The 22,538-nt window shown below is 57.1% G+C and carries 21 protein-coding genes; 12 read left to right on the top strand and 9 right to left on the bottom strand.

Annotation, left to right across the window (positions count from 1 at the left end; all coding sequences use genetic code 11):
• Positions 1 to 100 precede the first annotated feature (100 nt).
• Positions 101 to 1,828 carry a type IV-A pilus assembly ATPase PilB gene (gene pilB, locus ACVOL0_RS16135; RefSeq protein WP_481549944.1) on the bottom strand — a complete coding sequence of 576 codons (1,728 nt, stop codon included), beginning with the start codon at positions 1,826 to 1,828 and terminating at the stop codon, positions 101 to 103.
• 122 nt (positions 1,829 to 1,950) lie between these two features.
• Between pilB and ACVOL0_RS16140 the strand changes: the two genes are divergently transcribed.
• From ACVOL0_RS16140 to ACVOL0_RS16175, 8 genes are all read left to right on the top strand, one after another.
• Positions 1,951 to 2,820, top strand: coding sequence for a glycosyltransferase family 2 protein (locus ACVOL0_RS16140; RefSeq protein ID WP_481549945.1), 870 nt, complete (start codon positions 1,951 to 1,953; stop codon positions 2,818 to 2,820).
• A gap of 10 nt (positions 2,821 to 2,830) precedes the next feature.
• A complete protein-coding gene (locus ACVOL0_RS16145; RefSeq protein WP_481549946.1) occupies positions 2,831 to 3,544 on the top strand; it encodes a class I SAM-dependent methyltransferase in 714 nt (237 codons plus the stop codon).
• Positions 3,541 to 4,755, top strand: coding sequence for a glycosyltransferase family 4 protein (locus ACVOL0_RS16150; RefSeq protein ID WP_481549947.1), 1,215 nt, complete (start codon positions 3,541 to 3,543; stop codon positions 4,753 to 4,755). Before ACVOL0_RS16145 ends, ACVOL0_RS16150 begins: the two co-directional genes overlap by 4 nt.
• 18 nt (positions 4,756 to 4,773) lie before the next feature.
• Positions 4,774 to 5,664, top strand: a complete 891-nt coding sequence (locus ACVOL0_RS16155) for a glycosyltransferase (protein WP_481549948.1) — start codon at positions 4,774 to 4,776, stop codon at positions 5,662 to 5,664.
• A 47-nt stretch (positions 5,665 to 5,711) separates the two neighbouring features.
• Positions 5,712 to 6,944: a lipopolysaccharide biosynthesis protein gene (locus tag ACVOL0_RS16160; RefSeq protein WP_481549949.1), complete on the top strand. Its 1,233-nt coding sequence runs from the start codon at positions 5,712 to 5,714 to the stop codon at positions 6,942 to 6,944.
• A 346-nt stretch (positions 6,945 to 7,290) separates the two neighbouring features.
• Positions 7,291 to 7,968: a class I SAM-dependent methyltransferase gene (locus tag ACVOL0_RS16165; protein WP_481549950.1), complete on the top strand. Its 678-nt coding sequence runs from the start codon at positions 7,291 to 7,293 to the stop codon at positions 7,966 to 7,968.
• Positions 7,965 to 8,972 (top strand): class I SAM-dependent methyltransferase, encoded by a 1,008-nt coding sequence (locus ACVOL0_RS16170; RefSeq protein ID WP_481549951.1) that lies wholly within the window; start codon positions 7,965 to 7,967, stop codon positions 8,970 to 8,972. The genes ACVOL0_RS16165 and ACVOL0_RS16170 overlap by 4 nt, the downstream gene beginning before the upstream one ends.
• A complete protein-coding gene (locus ACVOL0_RS16175; protein WP_481549952.1) occupies positions 8,969 to 9,841 on the top strand; it encodes a glycosyltransferase in 873 nt (290 codons plus the stop codon). Before ACVOL0_RS16170 ends, ACVOL0_RS16175 begins: the two co-directional genes overlap by 4 nt.
• A 120-nt stretch (positions 9,842 to 9,961) precedes the next feature.
• Here the strand turns inward: ACVOL0_RS16175 and ACVOL0_RS16180 are convergent, their stop codons facing one another.
• The 3 genes from ACVOL0_RS16180 to ACVOL0_RS16190 all read right to left on the bottom strand — a co-directional run bounded on the left by ACVOL0_RS16180 (position 9,962) and on the right by ACVOL0_RS16190 (position 12,753).
• Positions 9,962 to 10,342 carry a type IV pilin protein gene (locus ACVOL0_RS16180; RefSeq protein ID WP_481549953.1) on the bottom strand — a complete coding sequence of 127 codons (381 nt, stop codon included), beginning with the start codon at positions 10,340 to 10,342 and terminating at the stop codon, positions 9,962 to 9,964.
• A 53-nt stretch (positions 10,343 to 10,395) separates the two neighbouring features.
• Complete coding sequence (locus tag ACVOL0_RS16185) at positions 10,396 to 12,192, bottom strand: hypothetical protein (protein WP_481549954.1); 1,797 nt, start codon at positions 12,190 to 12,192, stop codon at positions 10,396 to 10,398.
• A gap of 192 nt (positions 12,193 to 12,384) precedes the next feature.
• Positions 12,385 to 12,753 carry a prepilin-type N-terminal cleavage/methylation domain-containing protein gene (locus ACVOL0_RS16190; protein ID WP_481549955.1) on the bottom strand — a complete coding sequence of 123 codons (369 nt, stop codon included), beginning with the start codon at positions 12,751 to 12,753 and terminating at the stop codon, positions 12,385 to 12,387.
• Positions 12,754 to 13,110: 357 nt separating this feature from the next.
• Between ACVOL0_RS16190 and ACVOL0_RS16195 the strand changes: the two genes are divergently transcribed.
• From ACVOL0_RS16195 to coaE, 3 genes are read left to right on the top strand one after another with little or no spacing between them, the layout of a single operon-like run.
• Positions 13,111 to 14,370: a type II secretion system F family protein gene (locus ACVOL0_RS16195; protein ID WP_481549956.1), complete on the top strand. Its 1,260-nt coding sequence runs from the start codon at positions 13,111 to 13,113 to the stop codon at positions 14,368 to 14,370.
• A 7-nt stretch (positions 14,371 to 14,377) separates the two neighbouring features.
• Entirely contained in the window at positions 14,378 to 15,244 is an 867-nt protein-coding gene (locus tag ACVOL0_RS16200) for a prepilin peptidase (RefSeq protein WP_481549957.1), read from the top strand.
• Positions 15,245 to 15,300: 56 nt separating this feature from the next.
• The gene (gene coaE / locus ACVOL0_RS16205) at positions 15,301 to 15,918 is read left to right on the top strand and encodes a dephospho-CoA kinase (RefSeq protein ID WP_481549958.1); all 618 of its coding nucleotides are present in this window, start codon (positions 15,301 to 15,303) and stop codon (positions 15,916 to 15,918) included.
• 221 nt (positions 15,919 to 16,139) lie between these two features.
• Here the strand turns inward: coaE and ACVOL0_RS16210 are convergent, their stop codons facing one another.
• From ACVOL0_RS16210 to rimK, 4 genes are all read right to left on the bottom strand, one after another.
• A complete protein-coding gene (locus ACVOL0_RS16210; RefSeq protein WP_481549959.1) occupies positions 16,140 to 17,480 on the bottom strand; it encodes a sensor histidine kinase in 1,341 nt (446 codons plus the stop codon).
• Complete coding sequence (locus tag ACVOL0_RS16215; RefSeq protein ID WP_057629745.1) at positions 17,473 to 18,150, bottom strand: response regulator transcription factor; 678 nt, start codon at positions 18,148 to 18,150, stop codon at positions 17,473 to 17,475. The genes ACVOL0_RS16210 and ACVOL0_RS16215 overlap by 8 nt, the downstream gene beginning before the upstream one ends.
• 108 nt (positions 18,151 to 18,258) lie before the next feature.
• The gene (locus ACVOL0_RS16220) at positions 18,259 to 18,729 is read right to left on the bottom strand and encodes a hypothetical protein (protein ID WP_481549960.1); all 471 of its coding nucleotides are present in this window, start codon (positions 18,727 to 18,729) and stop codon (positions 18,259 to 18,261) included.
• 231 nt (positions 18,730 to 18,960) lie between these two features.
• Positions 18,961 to 19,836: a 30S ribosomal protein S6--L-glutamate ligase gene (gene rimK / locus ACVOL0_RS16225; protein ID WP_282267216.1), complete on the bottom strand. Its 876-nt coding sequence runs from the start codon at positions 19,834 to 19,836 to the stop codon at positions 18,961 to 18,963.
• Between the two features lie 302 nt (positions 19,837 to 20,138).
• On the opposite strand from rimK, the gene ACVOL0_RS16230 reads away from it, so the two are divergent.
• Positions 20,139 to 20,714: an MPN domain-containing protein gene (locus ACVOL0_RS16230; RefSeq protein ID WP_481549961.1), complete on the top strand. Its 576-nt coding sequence runs from the start codon at positions 20,139 to 20,141 to the stop codon at positions 20,712 to 20,714.
• Positions 20,715 to 20,724: 10 nt separating this feature from the next.
• Here ACVOL0_RS16230 and ACVOL0_RS16235 read toward each other — a convergent pair.
• The coding region (locus tag ACVOL0_RS16235) for a type 4 pilus major pilin (protein ID WP_481549962.1) at positions 20,725 to 22,538 on the bottom strand (1,814 nt) is incomplete at its 5' end.

Here is a 22,538-nt window from a genome sequence, read left to right on the forward strand (position 1 = left end):
CTGTACCGGTAATGCCCCAGCCGAGCATGGCTCGGCACTACATGAGGGTTATCGGTAAGGCCCCAGCCGAGCATGGCTCGGCACTACGCACCACGCGGGCTTAGTCCTTGGTGACGCGGTTGATCTCGGCCAGACTGGTGGTGCCCTGCGCTGCCTTCAGCAGTGCCGATTGGCGCAGATCATTGATCCCGATCTTCTGCGCAGCATCAGCAATATCCATCGCATTGCCACCCTGCAGGACAATCGACGCGATATCGTCGGTCATCGGCATCACCTGATAGATGCCGGTACGGCCCTTATAGCCTTCGGTGCACTCATCGCAGCCCACCGCTTCGAACAGCTGCACGCCCTTGGCGACCTGCTCGGCGGTATAGCCTTCAGCGAGCAACGCATTCTCCGGCAGGTGCTGCGGACGCTTGCAGTTGCTGCACAAGCGCCGCGCCAGACGCTGGGCAATAACCAGCGTCACCGACGAGGTGATGTTGTAAGGCGCAATGCCCATGTTCATCAGACGCGCAATGGTCTGCGGCGCATCGTTGGTATGCAGCGTGGACAGCACCATGTGGCCGGTCTGCGCGGCCTTGATCGCGATTTCCGCAGTCTCAAGGTCACGGATTTCGCCGACCATGATGATGTCCGGATCCTGTCGCAGGAACGACCGCAGCGCCACCGCGAAGGTCATGCCGCGCTTGTTGTTCTGCTGCACCTGGTTGACGCCGGGCAGACGAATTTCCACCGGGTCTTCGGCGGTCGAGATATTACGGGTATCGTCATTGAGGATACCCAGTGCGGTGTACAGCGACACGGTCTTACCAGAGCCGGTCGGGCCGGTGACCAGCACCATTCCGTAGGGCTTGTGGATCGCTTCCAGGAACAACTTCTGCTGGTCTGGCTCATAGCCAAGCTTGTCGATGCCCAGCTTGGCCGCGCTGGCGTCAAGGATACGCAGCACTATCTTCTCACCGAACAAGGTCGGCAACGTACTTACACGGAAGTCGATCTGCTTGCTCTTGGACAGATTGAGCTTGATGCGACCATCCTGCGGCACGCGCTTCTCGGCGATGTCCAGCTGCGACATGACCTTCAGGCGCGCAGCGATGCGCTGGTTCAACTTCACCGGCGCCTTGGCCACGGTCTTGAGCAGGCCATCGATGCGGAAACGGACCCGGTAATCGTCTTCGTAAGGTTCGAAATGGATATCCGACGCGCCCTTGCGGATTGCATCCACCAAGGCCTTGTTGACAAACTTGACCACCGGCGTGTCGTCGCCTTTGGCATCAACACCGGTGTCGCCACCGCCAGCCATGTCGTCATCGCCGGCGGCGACGTCCAGATCACCCATGCCCTCGTCGTCGCCACCGAGGCCGTCAGCCAACGAGTCATTGCTGGCCAGCCACATATCCAAGGTCCGGCGGATCTGCTCCTCATCGACCAGGATCGGCTCCACCACCAGGTTGGTCTGGAACTTGATTTCATCAAGCTGCTGGGTGGGGTTGCTGGTGCCGACGAACAACTTGCCGCCGCGCTTGAACAGCGGCAGCACGTGATGCTTGCGCAGCAGTTCCTCGCTGACCAGCTTCATCGCATTCTGGTTGGTATCAAATACCGATACATCCAGCAGCGGCATGCCGAATTCCATCGCGTTCGCAGCCGCCATATGTGCTGCACTCACCAGCTTCTTGTCGGCCAACCACTGCGCCAACGGCACCTTGGCCTCCCCAGCCTGGGCCATTGCGGTACGGGCAACCGCCTCTTCCAGCGCCCCGTCCTGGACCAGACGGCGGGCGATGCCGGTGATTCCGACAAGATTGGCAGTGGCAACGTTCATTGAGGCATCCCCTGAAAGCAGGCGCCCAGATTACCTCAAGCCCCTATGAACCGGCAGTCCATCCGCACCACGGCCATCAACCCGGCTACTATGGCGGCGGGGAGAACTTCTGGTACTAAAACGTGCGTGAACTGAGCATCATCCTGCCTGCAAAGAATGAGGCCGAGGGGCTGAAGCGGACACTGCCTGCCCTACGGGAGGCCTATCCGGCTGCAGAAATCATCGTTGTCGACGACGGATCAAGCGACCAGACCGCAGCAATCGGTCGGGAACACGGCGTCAGCGTACTCAGCAGCCCGTACTCCATGGGCAACGGCGCGGCGATCAAACGCGGAGCCCGCGCCGCTACCGGGCAGACCCTGGTGTTCATGGATGCCGATGGCCAGCACAGTGCCAGCCACATCGGGCAGCTCCTCGCAAAGCTGAACGAAGGCTACGACATGGTGGTTGGCGCGCGCGACAGCAGCGGCCAGGCCAACCGCCACCGAGGCCTGGCCAACGCGTTCTATAACCGGCTCGCCAGCCACATGACCGGCCATCGGGTCGAAGACCTGACCTCGGGCTTCCGGGCCGTGCGTGCCGCGCGCTTCCGAGAGTTCCTGCACCTGCTGCCAAATGGCTTCAGCTACCCGACCACCAGCACCATGGCGTTCTTCCGCAGCGCTTACCCGGTCGCCTATGTCCCCATCCCGGTGGCCAAGCGCGTCGGCAGCGTCAGCCATATCCGTCCCATCAAGGATGGCATCCGTTTCCTGTTGATCATCTTCAAGATCGCCACGCTGTATTCGCCGCTGAAGCTGTTTGCGCCAATTGCTTCAATCTTCTTTCTTGCGGGGCTTGGCTATTACGGCTACACCTTTGCAACGATGCACCGCCTTACCAACATGAGCACACTACTATTCAGTGCCGCCGTGATCATTTTCCTAATCGGGCTGATTTCAGAGCAGATAACGGGACTTACCTACCTAGCCGCTAAAAATAACGATGAATGAGCCAGCAGCAATGCATCGCAAATCCCTGCGCCGCCATCTAAGCTGGCTCACAAAAACCCCACTGCATCCGCAGTGGCTCATGCCAGCTCGCAAAGTGCCACATTCGATCAGCGACTGCCGGGGAAACATCCTGGATATCGGCTCCGCCGACCGCTGGCTTAAGGCGCAACTGGCCGTCGATGCGTGCTATATAGCGCTGGATTACCCGACCACCGCCATAAAAATGTATGGCACTCGCCCGGATGTGTTCGCGGACGCGCATCAACTCCCCCTTCCAAACGAGAGTATTGACGCCGTGGCCTGCTTCGAGATCCTTGAACACGTGCGTGCGCCCGAGTGTGTAATCGCGGAAGTTTCCCGGGTACTGAAACGTGGTGGCATCGCTGCTTTCAGCATGCCATTCCTCTATCCGGTTCATGATGCACCTTTCGATTTCCAACGTTGGACCAATCACAAATGGGAGCTGGCCCTCAAGGAAGCTGGGTTTTCCATTGAATCGCTGAAGCCAGCCAATCATCCACTGCATGCAGCAGCAGTGCTCGCCACACTTGCACTTGCCGCCCCCCTCCAAAGCGCACCACGCCGGGCGCTGATACTCCGCGCTCCCCTGCTGGCAATTTTGATTCCATCGATCAACCTGGGTGCATGGTTGCTTGCTTTTTTCTGGCCGAAATGGCACGCCATGACGACAACCATCCACATCGTCGCAAGAAAAGAGAAATGAGCATCCTTGCGGCGCAGCACTGCGACAAGCCGAATCTACTGGTACTCGCCTCTACCTTCCCCCGCTGGGAGTGCGATCCCGAGCCCGCATTCGTATTCGAACTTGCCAAGAGAATGACGGATCTATTCCACGTCACTGTACTTTGCCCTCACGCACCAGGTGCAAAGCCCGCTGAGTGCCGGGAGGAGCTTCAAGTTGTTCGTTACAGATACGCCCCGGAGTTCCTTGAGACGCTGGTGAACGATGGTGGCATCGTCACCAATCTCCGCAACAACCCCTGGAAGGCACTGCTTGTACCGGGCTTCCTACTTTCGCAGGTGTGGTGGATCTGGCGCCTCACGCGAAATGACCGGACGGCGGCCATACATGCGCACTGGCTGATTCCTCAAGGATTGGCGGCAACACTGGCCTGTGCCATTGGCCGTCGAAAGAAGCTACCCATCATCGTGACCTCCCATGGCGCCGACCTGTTTGCACTGCGTTCGCGCCCCATGCAGTGGTTGAAGCGTAGCGTCTTCAGACGCGTTGCAGCTGCCACCATCGTCAGCGACGGCATGCGCGAAAAGTCACTGGCTCTGGGAGTCTCCCCTGAAAAGCTCCATCTGGCGCCAATGGGGGTAGATCTGAGCAACAGATTTACGATCAACAGAACCGTGGTCCGCAGTCAGAATGAAATACTTTTTGTCGGGCGACTGGTGGAAAAGAAAGGGCTGATCCACCTGATCCATGCCATGCCGACAATCATTGAAAGCAATCAAAAGGCCACGTTGACCGTCGCCGGATTCGGACCCGAGCTGGAAAAGTGCCGTTTGCTCGCAATGCAACTCGGTATTTCCGAGCGCGTGCACTTTCTCGGCGCAATAGAACAGGCGGATTTGCCAGCACTGTACAGACGTGCCGCCGTTTTCGTCGCCCCGTTCGTGGAAGCCGCAGGCGGCGACCAGGAGGGACTGGGGTTGGTTTCGATTGAAGCGCTTGGCTGCGGCTGTCCAGTCGTCGTCTCGGAAATGGCCGCAACCAAGGCGCTGACCGATCTATCGGAATCCATTTTGGTCTGCAGGTGGAACTCTCCCGACGAACTCGCCACCTTTGTACTAGAGGGCATGAAGCGTGGCACGGGCGAACTGACCGATTCGCTGCGCTCGTTCGACTGGCCTGCGCGCGCAGCCGCCTACATCACACTACTGCAATCATCCATGGAAAGTCGCTGAATCATGCAATGCGCATCCGTGACGGTGACCTACAACCCGGATATACCCTTGTTGATCGCCCAGATCGAAGCACTCCCTTCGGACTGGACAAAAATTATTGTCGACAATGGAAGTGCGCATGACCGTCAGCAACGAATCTCAGCCTACATTGGGAACCGAAGCGACGTCCTACTACTGAGGCTAGGGGCAAACAAGGGGCTGGCAACCGCACAGAATGAGGGGATGCGTTGGCTTGCCAAGAACACTGCCACCACACACGTGCTTCTTCTCGACCAAGACAGCGAGCCCGCCCCCGATGCCGCCGCATTGCTTGCGGAAGCGCACTCCAACCTGGAGAGGGCTGGCCTCCGGGTCGGGGCAGTCGGCCCTTCCCTTATTGACCCTCTCAGTGGCGTGAGCCATCAATTCCACGTGATAAACGGTCCGCTCTGGAGTCGCACCGATGGCGAAGGGCAAAGCACTGTCCGCTGTGCGGGCCTCAATGGAAGTGGCACGTTCATGAAACTGGCGCTTGCGCTGGAACTCGGCGGAATGGACGAATCACTTTTCATCGACCTGGTCGATGCCGAGTGGTCATTCCGCCTGATCGCGCAAGGCAACGAACTGCATGGAATTCCCGGCGCCATGTTCAAGCATCGAATGGGAGACCGGACAAGACGACTTTGGCTGCTTGGCTGGCGCGCCTGGCCAGACCGAACCCCACTACGGCATCGCTATCTTTTTCGGAACTACGTCATCCTGCTCGGCAGAAGGTATGTCCCTGCCCTTTGGAAGTGCTGGGCGATAGCCAAGATCACTCTTACTGCTTCGGTCATATGCGTCTTTGGCCCCGAACGGCTGATCCAACTCCGTTGCATGGCTCAAGGATTGTCTGATGGCCTCCACGGCCGCACCGGGGCAATCCATTGACAGCTCGAATCCTCTTACTTAAAGACGCTGTCGAAAGCTCGGCGTGGATGATTCTGCGAGTCATGGCGCTTGGGGCTTGGCTCTGGCTGTTGATTCAATTGTTTCCCGCGCAGGATTTCGGCTGGCTATCCTCTGTGCTGGCGGTATGCGCCGTCTGCTCGCTTCTGGCCCAGGCAGGCATCCCTTTCCTGTTCTTCGCCGATCAACATTCCGTGCAGCCAACAGATCGTCGGTGGCGTGAAGCACTTGGAGCTATCCTCGGACTGACTCCTCTTCTCGCATTACTGGGCTTCTCACTCATACCAAGCAGCACCTCCCACCTACCCGTGGTAGCGATCTACCTTTTCATGTTCTGCGAGGTCCTGTTCTCCGCCTTTGTACAAACTGTCGCATTCAAAGGCCATGCAGCCGGTCACCTCAGGATGGCTACTGCGCTGCCCGCCTCACTTGCCATCGCGAGGTTGGCCGCCGCAGGCGGCTTTTTCATCCAGCCCCTTCACCTTGTCCGCACTGAAAGCAGCCTCCTCCCTGTGTATTTGACGCTACATGCCGTATTGATGACGCTGGCTGCCTTGTCCGCCTTCCTGTACGCACGCATGCACTTGTCCATCCCCCTTTCACCCCGGCCGCCGTCAATCCTATGTGTGCGAGAGACATGGCGATATGCCGCAATGGGGGGGGGCGCCCTGGCAACAAGCGAATTGGATAAACCATTGTCAGCCCACATGCTTGGCCTCACCACAAGCGGGCACTATTCACTTGCATATCGCATGTGCAGCATGCTGGCGACTCCAGCCACAGCATTCGCCGCGTCACTTCTGCCCCGCTGGGCCAGCATGAACGCCAAGCGCGCGAGGGCCCAATTGATGAGCAGCTTCTGGCGGGCACTTGCAATGGTGGTGCTGGCAGGGGCCGGCTTGTCGGTGGCTCTTCAAGTGTTTGTCGGAGGGCTCGCCAAACACCTTCACTTGGGCTTATACCCCGAAGCTTGGCCATGGATATTCAGCCTGGCTTGGCTGGTACCGTTGCTGGGCGCCCATCAGATTACGTCCACAGGACTTCTGGCCATTGCTCGCCCCTTATCACGGGCCGGCATTGACCTCCTCGCTTTCGCCACGCTCGTCGGCATTTTCGCCCTATTTTTGCCACATTCAGGAAAATGGGCCCTCCCATTGGGCTGTATCGCAGCAGAGTTGGTCGCCATCATCGTCGGCGCATTGACCTTCACTCTGGCGCACCGAAGACCAGCAGGAACACAAGATGAATTTCCCGACACCTGAAAAAGAAGTAATCGAACGATACTGGGGAAAAGAAGGCCTTGAACGAACGCATGCATGCATGGCATGCGGTGGGTCTAGGCTGGACACCGCTCACACGGAACTGGATGATCTCCTTGGCCAGCTTCCGGGGTCGTGGCGATTTCTCGAGTGTTCAACTTGTCACTCCCTCAATCTGGATCCACACCCAACCCCTAGCTCGATATCCAAAGCATACCCAGCCGACTATGTCACACATGCGGGGGGAAGCTCTGCCCATGCCAGAGATAATGGCGATGGACTGATATGGTCAGCCTGCAACGGCTACCTAAATCATAGATTTGGTGCCAATCGATCATCCAGCTTCCCCATGCTCGCAGCATTGTTCTATCTTCTGCCCCCCGTGCGACTGCAGCTGGACTACTTTTTCCGCCACCTCCCCCGCCGACCCGGCACCCTGTTGGATGTCGGATGCGGCAACGGTGCATTCCTGCTCAGAGCGCGGCAAGCAGGATGGACGGTACAAGGCCTTGAGCCCGACGCCGATGCCGTACGAGCCGCCCAAGGAAATGGCCTTGACGTCGTGAACGCCTCCATCATGGAGTTTGATACAACTTCGACGTATGACCAGATAACACTATCCCACGTATTAGAACATCTGCATCAGCCTGCCCAATCATTGGCAAGAATGATAACTTGGCTCAAGCCGGGTGGTCAGATATGGCTCGCATTGCCCAATCCGAAAAGCCTTGGGCATCGCTTTTTCGGGCGCAACTGGTTCTCACTAGACCCTCCTCGTCACCTATGCATTCCAACCCAGCTACAAATGCGAAAAATGCTGGCGGAAGCTGGTTTCGTCAACATCCGATTGATGCGACGCGGGCGCGGCTCCCAGAATTCGATCAAGCCATCTCTCGAGTACTCGCGAATCCGCACAGGACGCGCGCGAACGTTCGCAGGATCCATCGCTCCAATGGTCGACTTCCTCTCTTCACTCCACCCAATATTTTCCGAAGAAACCGTGATCGTGGGACAGCGACCCAAATGACCACCGCAGAGTCCCATTGGGCGGCATCCGAGATTGAGCACGTCAACAGCTGCGTCGCATGCGGCTCCCAGCAGCTATTGCCGCTCCATAGGGACATTCAGGACATCGAAGAAGGTGTTCCTGGCGACTGGGCGATTGACATATGCAGCACATGTCGAACTCTCTATCTCAATCCACGGCTTACTGCAGCAGCTATTGGCAAGGCCTATTCCAGCTACTACACGCACACGACTCCCATCGCGGAGAATGAAATCCTTGATTCCCAGTCACTCGGCGCCCGAATTGCCAATGGCTACCTGACCGAACGCTATGGAATCCCGCGCCGCAGAACAGATCTTCCAGGCCTGCTGGCAAGAATGGCATGGCCACTCAGGCAGCAACTGGACTACTTCATGCGCCTGCTGCCACACCAAACAGGGCGCCTCTTGGACGTGGGCTGCGGTAGCGGTGGCTTCCTCCAACGCGCCAGCCTCGCCGGCTGGGAGGTCGAGGGCGTCGAACCAGACCCGAACGCTGCACGCTTGGCAAGAAACACCGGATTGGGCGCGGTCTACGAATCAATGGATCACATCGACGCACGGTCCTTTGATGTCCTAACCCTCAGTCACGTGATCGAGCACGTGCACAGGCCTGACCAATTCTTGAAAGAGTGCTTCAACCTGCTCAAGCCACGAGGACGTATCTGGATCGCCACGCCCAATATCAGCGGATATGGGCACAGAAAATATGGAAAGAACTGGCAAGCACTCGAAGTCCCCCGCCACCTTGTCATGCCAAGCGCCACTGCATTGCAGCTGATGCTGCAGAAGGCAGGCTTCGAACGAATTGAGTTCCAATGCCGTGGGCGCGGCTCAGGAAAGCGATTCAAAGTCAATGAACAACGCTCTAATCATCGACAGCGGAGGCAACCTATCCCGTTTCAATCCTTCCTCGTAGACCTGCATGCCAGCTTCTCAGCATATGCAGGTGAAGACCTCGTCGTTACCGCATCAAAGCCAGAATGAATGACCAGTCCGTAGAAGCAATCGTGGTCGAGTATCGATCCCCCGATAGGACCATAGCCTGCGTCTCCTCGCTGTTACAGCAACCCGTCGACAGGATCCACATCATCGACAACAGTTCCGATTCCGGAACAACGTCATCGATCCTCAAGCAGGCATTCCCGTCCGAGCACCGCGTGAACATCGTTGACGCAGTGCTCAACCAAGGCTTCGCGGCAGCAGTAAACATGGGATTGCAGCTCTGCACATCCACGTTCACCCTGATAATCAACAACGACGCTACTCCTGAGCCAGACGCAATCGGGATACTGCGTAACAGCCTCGCCGACGATCGCCAGGCGATAGCCTCCTTTCCTACCCTGCTCCACTCCGGCCAACCCTTAAATCGTGTCTTCTACCACACGTGGCTTGCCACCATCACTAGCATGAAGCTGCCAGGCAGCTATGAAGTCCCTCGCGGCTGCTGCATGCTGATTGCCCGCGAGCGCTTGAATCAAGCCCAGCTTTTCGATGAGCAATTCTTCATGTATGGCGAAGAACTCGAACTTGGCTGGAAATTCCGCAATCAGCCAGGGGCGTTCCTATGGGTAAGAGAAGCCAAAGTCATCCATGAGGGCTCAGCCAGCTCAGTCCGCGGCTCCCCTTTTTACGAGGAGCGCACTGCACTTGCGCATCTACTGCTGGGTACAGTCTTGTGCAAACCGGGCATGCCGGGAGCATTACACCGCGCAACTCGACTATCGGCACTTTTTGTGAGGGCAGCCATTCGTTCCCTACGGCAGCGCTCCACTCTTCCCTTGCGTTCATTCCACTCGGCAAGAAGGCATGCCGCAGACTTGAAGAACCACCTCAGCCTTCCCCCTGGCACCTAATAAACTCCGTGATATGCAAGCTGGAGAGCCCCATCGAGCCGACCTCAGACTGAAGGCAACAAAGTCGCCTTGTGAGGAACCAGAGCTCGGCGACGCTCACGACAGCATCGCCACGACTATTCAAAGCTCCAGCTCGCAGCTGGCATTCTGCATATCACAGACGGTAAGGCGCTTACCTGGCGATCGGGGCGCACCCCTGATAACCGTGGTAGCCGCCGACACATCATCCGCCGTGAGGCAAGCTTTTCGCGGAGCCGGCAAGGCAGCCACAGTCCCACCTTCCACGAAGGCTGCTGACGACATGCCCGCGTAGCTTTTCATTTCCGCCTGACAGGCTCCCTCGGCGGCGCGAACCTGTTGTTTCTGAAATAGCGGTAAGGCTATGCCTGCAAGCAACGCGATGATTGCAACCACAATCATCAATTCGATCAGCGTAAAGCCCGCCATTTGGCGCGACGAAGGCGAGCCAAGAACCCGGTCCCTCTCATGCATAGCATGCATTTCACTATCCCTCAGAAAAATCACCCCAAGCCGGAACCTGCAAACAACGATTCTCAGCCTTTCTCTTTTTCCAAAATGATCTGCTTCAACTGGATGACCCAGTCGTGCCGACCAGCTTGTTCCAGTTGGTCAAATATCTCAGCAACCTGTTGATCCCCAGGTGCAGATGCCTGCACTGCAAGTCTCAGATATCGAAGAGCTCGCCCAGGTGAATGGGTCTCATTGTGAATATAGGCCGCCAATCTGAAGTACTGATTGGAACTAAACACAGACTTGGCGGAGACCACATCAATCAATTGCAGCATCCCCTCCTCATCCAGCACCATGCCCCGATCCACGTTACTAAGCATCGCCCAAAGTACGTTCTGATTCTGCGCACTCATGGGGACTTCCTCCATGCGCTCAGTCAATCGCCTCCAGTCCTCCGCCTTAACATTTCCGGTGATCGTCTTGTAGATCACCACGTTCGACCAGAGCGGAGCCGAGCCAGTAACTTCCGCTCCCCTCTTGCATACATCCAGCGCTCGACTGAAGTTCGGATTCTGCGGATCGAGCCCGCTTCTTTCCGCGTAAACGTTACCAAGCTGCAACCAAGCCCGCTCCGAATAAGGCGCTATAGCGACACTTGCCTCGGCAAACCTCAACGGTTCGCCCCACTGCCAGGCGCGCACCACCGTTGCCGACAAAACGGCCAGCAACACTCCGACAAAGACCAGCACGCATAATCGCCCCTGCTCCTTTGCGGATGCCCATGCAAACAGACTCCGGGACAAGTCAGCTAAAGCAAGAAAGATGCCAATGATTGGCAATTGATTGCGATGCTCAAAAGCCAGCTCAAGATTGAGCACGTTGCTGGTCATGAAGTGACCGGCAAAAAAGAAAAGTATCCCGAAGGCGAATAGGGGACGTCGATTCCGCCAGCCCCATGCCCAGAACAATAAGAAACCCAACATCAACAGTGACAGCAATGTACCCGGCGGTTGCAGCAAACCGCGCGATACCAGCAGGTCATCATAATAGAAAGGCATAGATGACGGAGCTGGCCACAGCACCTGCCCCAGATACATCACAAGTACCCGTCCCTGAGTCAACAACCGCTCATAGCTGGAAAAGTCACGACCTGGATATGCCTCCCACTGCCAGTAGTGAGGTATCACCCAAAGCACAAACAATAGGCCACCAATCACCACCATCAACAGATAGCAATTACGCAGCACCTTGGAAAGCAGCGGCGTAGCGGCGCGAAAACGGAAGAAGGCCAACTCCAACAGGAAGGCATACGCAGGAAACAACAGCGCGTCCTCCTTGCTCGCCAGCCCCAACACCCAGAAAAGCAGTGTTAGAACACCATGCAGACGACTACGCCCCCCATCGATCTGCGCACATCGCATGCGTACATACGAATACATCGCAAGCACCATGAAAAGTGTCACCAACGTCTGCATCCGCTGCACCACGTACAGCACAGATGAAACCTGCAACGGATGCGCGGCCCACAGCAGCGCAAGCAAAGGCGCACCAATCGCAGCTCGCCTCGGCGACCATCCGGCAAGCAGAAATAACTGGCGACAGAGCAGCGCAAGGGCAAGCGTGGTAAACGCATGAATCAATAAATTGGTGCTCTTGAACGTGCGTGGATCCAACCCTCCGCGCCAATAGTCCACTGCAAAACTAAACATAGTCAGGGCACGAGAACCATTTCCCGGCTGGAAACTGTAGGTCGCGTACAGCACATCCTCCAGCCCCGCCCCCCCCTGCACATGAAGCGACGTGTTCTCGACAATGTTTGGTTTGTCATCAAATATGAAACCGCCACCAAGGCCCGGCAAGAACAGCAATACCGCCAGCAAAGCCGCAACCAGGGACGACCACAGGAATCGAGTACTCAGAGAGGCCATAGAGAGCCGATAAATGAGTGAAGGAACGGATCAGATATATCGAACGCCCCTCCCGCAATTACCCGGAAGCAGCCCACTATCGCTATCCATAAAAACGAAAAGCGCCTCCCGGCGCCTTTCGCTTAAACAATTTGCAACGAAAAATTACGGCTTGAGGTCACACGAACCGCTGCCGACATTGCACTTGGTGTCTTTCTTGATGGATGCGTTGCCCTTGGTCTGAGCAGCAAAAGTAACCGAACCACCGCTGTTATAGAGAGCGCTGGTAGGCACAGCATCGACGCTGCTGCACGCCTTGGCGCCCGAACCGGAAGCATACGGAGGAGCAGTACGACCATCGGCCAAGTTGGCCACAGCTGCGCCCATGTAAGCCTTCGCTTCAGCCAGGCAAGCGCCGTTGGCCGAACGCTGGGTGTAGTTACGGTACTGCGGCAGCGCAATGGCGGCCAGGATGGCAATGATCGCAACCACGATCATCAGTTCGATCAGGGTAAAGCCTTGCTGCTTCTTCATGAGTACATCCCCTAGAGGTGTGAATTGTGAACATGGTTACAGGCGAATGCCTGCCCCGCATGGGGTTACAAAGCAGGTTACGTGCCAACTGAACCAACACCCCCTACTCCCCGCTGCAATGATGGCAGCATCCGTGAATAAGGGAAGCCCCTGGCCATAAAATCCTGATCGACACCTCATGCTGCCCCTCAGCGTCACATTGTGACCAAGTCTTGCAAGCTTGGCCTGCCAGCCCTGATTCACAAGGACGTGACGCCGATCGTCAAACTCTTCACAAAGAGGTGTGCCGAAGGGCGGTCGAACCGCTAACATGCGAACTGGTGTCCGGGCTGGGGAAGCCTGGACGGGGAGAAAAAAGTGGCCGTTACCCGCAACGCAATCAAGAACGAACCGGCTGGGCGCAGCACCAGCCAGATGCTGCCATTTGTCTGGGAGGGGACCGACAAGCGCGGCGTCAAGATGAAAGGCGAGCAGGACGCAAAGAGTCCAGCCACACTGAAAGCGGAACTTCGCCGACTGGGCATCAACCCAACCGTGGTCAAGCCGAAGCCCAAGCCGCTGTTTGGCGCGGCGGGCAAGCCAATCAAGCCCAAGGACATTGCCTTCTTCAGTCGCCAGATGGCGACAATGATGCGTTCCGGCGTGCCGATTGTGACTGCCCTGGAGATCATCGGCAGCGGCCACAAGAACCCACGCATGGCCAAGATGGTCGGTCAGATCCGAACCGACCTGGAAGGCGGCTCTTCACTGTACGAAGCCATCAGCAAGCACCCGGTGCAGTTCGATGAGCTGTACCGGAACCTGGTGCGCGCCGGCGAAGGTGCGGGTGTGTTGGAAACGGTGCTCGAGACCATCGCCAACTACCAGGAAAACCTGGAATCACTCAAGGGCAAGATCAAGAAGGCCCTGTTCTACCCAGCGATGACGATTGCCGTCGCGCTACTGGTCAGCGCGATCCTGCTGATCTGGGTCGTACCCCAGTTCGAGGAGGTGTTCAAAGGCTTCGGTGCCGACCTGCCGTTCTTCACCCAGATGATCGTAGCGGCCTCGCGCTTCATGGTGGGATGGTGGTGGCTGATCCTCCTCGTCGGCGTGGGCTCCGTGGTCGGCTTCATGTTCGCCTACAAACGCTCGCTCTCCATGCAGCACACCATGGATAAGCTGGTGCTGAAGGTCCCGGTCATCGGCCAGATACTGCACAACAGCGCCATCGCCCGCTTCGCCCGCACCACGGCGGTGACCTTCAAGGCCGGCGTGCCCTTGGTGGAGGCCCTGAGCATTGTTGCCGGTGCAACCGGCAGCAGCGTCTATGAGAAGGCAGTGCTGCACATGCGTGACGACGTCGCCGTCGGCTACCCGGTGAACATGGCGATGAAGCAGGTCAATCTGTTCCCGCACATGGTGGTGCAGATGACCGCCATCGGCGAGGAAGCTGGTGCTCTGGACACGATGCTGTTCAAGGTGGCCGAGTACTTCGAGCAGGAAGTGAACAACGCCGTGGACGCGTTAAGCAGCCTGATCGAACCCATGATCATGGTGTTCATCGGTGTGGTGGTGGGCGGCATGGTCATCGGCATGTACCTGCCGATCTTCAAGCTGGCCTCGATTGTTGGATAATTGACGCATGGCATTTCTCGACCAGCATCCCGGCCTCGGCTACCCCGCCGCGGCCGGACTGGGGCTGCTGATCGGCAGCTTCCTCAACGTGGTGATCCTGCGCTTGCCCAAGCGCATGGAGTGGCAGTGGAAGCGCGATGCGCGCGAGATCCTCGAGCAGCCCGATATCTATGAGCCACCACCGCCCGGCATCGTGGTTGAGCCTTCGCACTGCCCGCACTGCAAGCACAAGCTGAGCTGGTACGAGAACATCCCGCTGTTCAGCTGGCTGATCCAGCGCGGCAAGTGCCGGCATTGCCAGGCACCGATCTCCATCCAGTACCCGATCGTGGAGCTGGTTACTGCGTTGATGGTGCTGGCCAGCGTCTGGCAGTTTGGTTTCGGCTGGCAGGGCTTTGGTGCGATCGTGCTGAGCTGCTTCCTGGTGGCACTGTCCGGCATCGATCTGCGCACCCAGCTGCTGCCTGACCAGCTCACCATCCCGTTGATGTGGCTGGGCCTGATTGGCAGTATGGACAACCTCTACATGCCGGCCAAGCCCGCATTGATTGGTGCCGCGGTTGGCTATTTGTCGCTGTGGACAGTCTGGTGGCTGTACAAGCAGATCACCGGCAAGGAAGGCATGGGCCACGGCGACTTCAAGTTGCTGGCCGCACTGGGTGCCTGGTGTGGGCTCAAGGGCATCCTGCCGATCATCCTGCTGTCCTCGCTGGTAGGCGCCATCATCGGCTCGATCTGGCTGTATTCCTGCGGGCGCGACCGGGCAACGCCCATCCCATTCGGCCCCTACCTGGCTATCGCCGGCTGGCTGGTCTTCATGTGGGGCGACCAGATGATAGGTGGCTACATGCGCCTGGCCGGGCTACAGCAATAGGCAAGCACAAGCGACAATGGCCCTCTCAAGGGCCATTGTCGTTTTGGAGTCATTGCATGAGCAGCTTCATCGTTGGACTGACCGGCGGCATCGCCTCGGGCAAAAGCGAAGTCAGCCGGCGTTTCGAGGCCCTGGGCATTACCGTGGCAGATGCGGATATCGCAGCGCGCGAGGTTGTCGCGATTGGCAGCCCCGGCCTGGCGGCGATTGCCGAACTGTTTGGCGCCGAGGTTCTGCAGGCCGATGGCAGCCTGGACCGGGCCTACTTGCGGCAGCGCGTATTCGCCAATCCCGATGAACGCCGCGCGCTTGAAGCAATCACCCATCCGGCAATCCGCGCCCGCGTGCGCGGCATTTGCGAAGCAGCCGCCAGTCCCTATGCGATCGCGGCCATTCCGCTGCTCACCGAAGCTGGCGGACGACCCACCTACCCGTGGCTGCAACGCATTCTGGTGGTGGACGCACCGAAGGAAGTGCAACACGCGCGCCTGCTCAGCCGCGACAACATTGATGCCGCGCTGGCCGAGCGCATGATCCAGGCGCAGGCCAGCCGCGCACAGCGCTTGGCACTGGCTGATGATGTGATCGTCAATGATGGCCATCCAGATGCATTGCAGGCACACATCGAAGCGCTGGATGCACGCTACCGGGAGCTTGCTGCGGCAAGGCGTTGATTCAAGCTATTTGTGGAGCGCGCCCCCGCCTTCGTCGCTGATGCCGTTCGCTTCAGCTATGCCGCGTCAGCAGCATCCAGAGCGGTTGATGCATCGTTCCCGCATACAGACGAGAACGGCGCAAGCGGCGAAGCCCAAACACCTTCGCCTGATGATGCCCTTGCTTCGCGGCTTACGCCGCTCCTGCAAAAAAGCGGCAGGTATTTGTGCACCCCGTCCGATCAGGACTGCTCAGGCGAAAACGTCAGCGTCGCAATCACACCGCGCTCGGCGCCCGGCCGGATGTCCACCTGCCAGCCGTAGAGCGCACAAAGCCGGCTGACGATCGACAGACCGATACCACCGCCCTGGGAATGCCCTGCATGGGTGCCGCGATAACCACGCTGGAACAGGCTGGCGGCATCTTTCTCGCTCAAGCCAGGGCCGTTATCGATCACCTCCACCGCGTTGCTGCCCACCCGCACCAGCACTCGGCCTTCCTGCGAATATTTGACGGCGTTGCCGATCAGATTCCCCAACGCCACCGACAGCGCCGACTCCGGCGCGTCGATCACCAGCTCGCGCGAGCCTTCCAGCGCCAGCTCCAGCGGCTTGCCACCGAGCTGGGCACGGTGCGATTCCAGCAGCTGCTCGGCGACCCTGGCGACATTGCTGCTGCCTTGTGCGCGCTCATTGCGTGACAACAGCAGCAGCGAGCCGATCAAATCACTGCATTGCTGTTCGGCGCGCTGGATGCGCTGCAGACGTTGCAGCACCTTTTCGTCCAGATTTGGCCGCGCAAGCAACAGCTCGGTAGCGCCGCGGATCACCGCCAGCGGCGTGCGCAGTTCGTGGCTTACATCCGCATTGAACTCGCGGTCGCGCTGCACCACTTCGGTCAGACGCGCGGAGTAATCGTCCAGCGCCTCGGCCAGCTGCCCTACCTCATCATCCGGAAAGCGCGGCGCGAGCGGTTCGGGATGCGTGTTGCCACCACGATAGGCGCGCAGACGTGCCGCCAGGTCGGACACCGGCCGCATCACCCGCGAAGCAGACCACCACCCCAACACCCAGGAAAGCAGACTGAACACAATGACCGAGAAAAACAACGCACGCTTGAGTTGCTGCTCGCCGCGAATACTCTCGGTCATGTCGTAAGCAAGGAAAAACCAGGCGTCATCGGCCTTGCGAACCGCTAATTTGTAGGCGAACGGCGCACCCGCCTCATCAATACCACTGACGTTGTGGTTGCCATTTGGCAGTGCAGCCCATTCCGGCCGCTCCTCCCGCACCCGTTCGAACTTGTCCTTGGGGTAGAAATACGCCCGGATCTGCTGCACCGGCAGGTCAGGGTTACGGGTAGGGTCAACGTAATAGCGACGGGCGTACTCATCGATATTACGATTCATCACATCTTCGACGAGCTGGTTTTCCACGCGCATCCGCGCCCAGTTCGTGGCAAACGCAAAAAGTGCCGTCAGGCAAAAACCCAACAGCACAAACGAGACGATGATGCGGCTACGCAGGCGGCGACGGTAACGCCCCCGCTTGCGAACAGGCTCAGGCAATGCAGATTCAGGCATCGGGTGCGGAGATACGGTAACCAATGCCGTGGCGGGTCTGGATCATCGGCACTTCAAACGGCTTGTCCACCACCGCGCGCAGGCCGTGGATATGCACACGCAGCGAGTCCGAATCCGGCAGTTCCTCGCCCCACACGCGGGTTTCCAGCTCCTGCCGGGTAACCACCGCCGGCGAAGCCTCCATCAAAGCCTGCAGGATCTTCAACGCGGTCGGGTTGAGCTGCAGCAGCTTGCCCTGGCGGCGCACTTCCAGCGTATCCAGGTTGTACTCCAGATCACCCACTTCCAACACCCGGGTGTGTGCACCCTTGCCGCGTCGCGAGAGTGCATTGAGCCGCACTTCCACTTCCTGCAGCGCGAACGGCTTGATCAGGTAGTCATCTGCACCGGAATCAAAGCCGGCCAGTTTGTTGTCCAGCGAATCGCGTGCGGTCAGCATCAACACCGGCGTCTGCTTGCGCGCATCGTTGCGCAGCTTGCGGCAGACCTCGATGCCATCCATACCCGGCAGATTGAGATCCAGCACGATCGCATCGAACTCGTGCACCACCGCAAGGTGCAGGCCGGTAACGCCATCGGCGGCGAAATCCACCGTATGCCCACGATCCTCGAGATAGTCACCAAGGTTGGCGGCGATATCGCTATTGTCTTCGATTACAAGAATGCGCACGTGGGCGTTTACCTTCGTATTTGGAAATAGCAGGCAGACTCGGTCTGCTTGCGAAGAATTACACCACAGGCTTTGTTAATGCCTTCCTAGCAGTGGGCCCTGCGAGGACTACCGCACATCTTTGTTGTTGATGATGATCTTGCCGTCCTGGGCTTGACGAACGTGCTGCTCGGACTCCCGTCGCATGCGGTCGCGCTCTGCAACGGTCAGGCAGCTTGTAGTCGGCATCTGCGAACCCACCCGCTTTTCACGCTTGCATATCAGGCGACTATCGTCGCGAGCCTTGGTCAGGATGCCATTTACCAGCTCCTGATCGTTGAATACCGCAACCTTCTTCTCCGCTGGCAAGGCATCTGCCGTGCCCGCACCGATGGCCTGCGACATGCGCTCCAGCGCTTCAAGCACGCGGCCCCGGTCGGCCGAGGAAATCTCACGGTAGACCTCATCATTCTGCAGGTCCCCACGCACCTTCTGCTGCTGCACCTGGAAGGGGATGGATGCCTGCAACGGCGGCTCGGCAGGTTTTGCCGTAGCCACGACCGGAGCCAGCAGCACTACCAACAACAGACCACGCAGCATAGCGGACCCTCTCCTTAGGAATGGGGTCACTCTAGCGCTGTGTGAAGATCACAACAACTGCCAGATGAAAACGAAAATCCAGACAAAACAAGGCCCCGACGGAAACCGCCGGGGCCTTAAAAATTCCCGATCACCGGACCCACTGAGGAGGGCTGGGCACAGTGGAAACAGGCTAGGGCCCATCGGATTAAAGGCTTGTTAAAACCGTGCAAAGAAATTGCATCCCAGGCATCAACGCTTGAGGCTGGTCACGTATTCGATCATGCGTCCGGCAATATCGTCTCCCGAGACCCCCTCGATGCCCTCCAACCCGGGGGTGGAATTGACCTCCAGCACCAAGGGCCCACGCTTGGAGCGGATCAGGTCGACACCGGCAATGCCCAACCCCAGCGCCTTGGCCGAGCGGATCGCCACCTGCTGCTCGGCCTTGCTGCAGACCACCCGTTCGGCAACGCCGCCAGCGTGAAGATTGGAGCGGAAGTCTCCTTCCTGTGCCTGCCTGCGCATGGTCGCCACCACCTGGTCCCCCACCACCAGGCAGCGCAGGTCCGCACCCTGCGCCTCGGCGATGAACTCCTGCACCAGGAAATTGGCGTAAAGCCCCCGCAGGGCCTCGACGGTGCCCTTGGAGGCACTGAGCTTCTCGGTGAGGATCACCCCCCTGCCCTGCGTGCCCTCGCTGAGCTTCACCACATGCGGCGGCGGCCCCAACATCGACAGCAGGTCGTCGGTATCGTCAGGGTTGTCACCGAACACCGTCACCGGCATGTCGATGCCTTTGGCCGCCAGCAACTGGTGCGCGCGCAGCTTGTCGCGTGCGCGCAGGATCGCATCGGATGGATTGGGGGTGCGCGCGCCCATCATTTCGAACTGGCGCAACACCGCCGTGCCGTAGCGGGTAATGGAGGAGCCTATGCGTGGGATCACCGCGTCTATCCCGGTCAGCGCCTTGCCCTTGTAGTGCATGCCAAAGCCACTGGAGGTGATGCGCATATAGCAGCGCAGCGGATCGAGAATGCGCACGGTATGACCGCGACTGCGTGCGGCCTCGACCAGTCGACGGGTCGAATAGAGCTTGGTATTGCGGGAAAGAATAGCCAGTTTCATCGCGGCGGGAATGGTCAGTAAGCGCGCAGCATATCGCGGCGTTACCGAATCCGGATGATCTGAATCAGGGCGTTCGTACTCGCCGGCGCGACCGCTTGAGCCAGTCTGTTGCTGCGCCCGGATCAAACCCGTCAATCTGCCAGACATGGAGCGGGCGAAGGGAATATTTCCCAAATCCGCCAACTACCTGAATTCGTAAATATTTCTGAATTCGGGTCGTTGAAAAACGATACCTAAAACGATACCCGAACACTAACACAGGGTCTCGTGGGTCGCCACTCTCTAACTCAGGAGTGGCGCTAATGTATTTTAAATCAACTGTCAATAGAGTCGTCGCATCAATCGTTTTGTTTGCGTTCATCTTTAGCTTGGGCGCTCAAGAACGAAGTTCAATTGAACAAACAGAGGTTGCTACTGTCATTAGTGATGACAGTGAAGATCTTGAAAATTGGCTGCTTGCCAAAGTCGCACCTGTGCTTGCTGCCTACACTGAAAAAAGTGGGCATGAGGTTTGCGGCTTTATTGCGCAAAATAGCGATGGAAGTCGATACGGTGTCAAGCTGATGACTTCAAACGGCGCTATCACTTGCATTAATAATTCAGAAAATTCACCAGAGGGAATGACTTCCTCCAAAGCGACAATTCACTCTCACCCACAGCGATCTATGATTATTCCGTCATCTGCTGATGAAGCTCACTACGCTGAAAACCCTATGTCTATTGGACATGTGATCAAGCGTGGACGCCCAGAGAAGATTGCTTATAAGAAATTCTCAGCAGGTGACTATCGTAATGGGGCTGGTTATCTTGTAAGCGATGGGAGTCTTACATTTCAGTCTGGAAAAGGCACGGAAAGAATCGTTGGTAATTACCAATAAAAAGCTGCCCTTATGGGCAGCTTGTGTATCCAAAAGAGAACGATACATTGCCGGAACTGCTTGCATACCAGTTTGCAGAACCGCAACTAATTCCTGCGGGCAATGTAGTGTTAGGAGAGCCAGAAGATCCAGCTTGACCGCTCGAATACATGCTTGAGGAATAGGAGCATGTATAAACCACATTATTAAATGTAAATCTTATCTTCGATGCAACTGCCCCACGATATGAAGACCCATATTTTCCGATAGCAGATGATCGATTGTAGTCATAAGTTCCAATATCTGCCCAGCTATCACAAACATCAGCATAAGCACCATTTGATGTAGAGGCACCACAATTTTGAGCTTGGACATTGGTATAGGGATTTGATGCAGAAGCACAGGCATTAGCACAATTGTTAGAAACAACTCTTTTAATTCCCGTATCACTCCAAGTTGCCCATACCCCATAGGTTGCAGCCGGAATAGATGTAGTTCCTATCGGGCAATTATAATTAATTGCCCGAGTAGAAGATTGCTCTTTTTCATTCTTGATAGTCCCACTTTGTCCGACAGGACAGATTGAATCGGCAGCGGCTACCCATTGAGTTCTGCGCTCAGAAGAAGCAGCAGGACAACTCTTGCAAACACTGGAAACAAGATTGCTATTTCCTGTGTCTACCCAAGCACTCCAAGCACCATAATTAGGAGCAGGTAAAGAAGTGGTTCCAGCAGGGCAATTATAAGAACCGTCTCTATATCTGGACTGTTCTTTACTTCTGTTGGTATAACCATATTGCCCAGCAGGGCAATTATTGGAATTATATGAAACCCATTGAGTTAATGTTTCCCGTGGAACATTTGGACAGGTTGTGCAGGTTCCCGATGAATAATAATTCCAACCTTTAGGCAACCTTTGATCATTAGGAACCCAAGTCTCACGAAAACCGGGATTGCTAGCGACTTCACAAGCTAATATTTGTCGTTCTATAGAAGAACCATATTGGCCAGCAGGACAGGAACCCGGTCTGTGCTCATATCCATCTTGACACTCATTAATAATATTAATTGTTGGTGGTGTGGTTGGAGTTGAAGGAGCAGGAGCAGGGTTTGCAGTTGAAGGAGTTGGACTTACGGGAACAGGTGGAAGACTTGGAGCAACACTTGATCCCGGATTTGTTGGGTTAAAAGGCGTCTCCGTAGCGTCAGGAACGCCACCAGCATCACCCACTATATTAGTAATGGGTGTGTCGAGGTCGGGCCTTAAAGATGAAGGAGAGGGCGGCAAGTCCAATGGATCGGCAGCATAGGAAGCGGTCGAATTTCCAAAGAACACAAATTCTACTTTTGAGCCTTCATCGCACAAGGTTGCTGCTGATGTTGGAGAGAACAACTTGTTAGTGAAGGAGCTTTCTCCATTGATCAAAACATCATAAGTCAAGGTTGAAGCACTTGCGGCCAGCTTGTTGCACACATCTTTCGGTGTATCCAGATAAGTAATAACAAACGAATCACCAGCCGAATTCACAGCATAAGGTTCTACTTGCACCGTCCCATTCCAGCCAGAGACGAGACCCCCGTTCTTGAGCATTTCAAGCGGAAAGGTTCTCTCACTTATCAAGCGTGAAGTGCTCACACCTTCATAGTTCCCAACAAGTCCAAAACTGTTCGATACCATCTGAGAAAAATCAGATAAATTCTGTTGTTCTGACTTTGCTAAAGCAGAAGCATTAGGGATGCTCTGAACAATTCCTCGGCGACAATAGCGCAAGGTTCGACGGATGACGACGATGCAGCTGAGCTTCGGGGACGCGGAACACACGGGCAAGCGGAAGAAGACGCGAC

The sequence above is a fragment of the Stenotrophomonas sp. STEN021 genome (assembly GCF_056760175.1).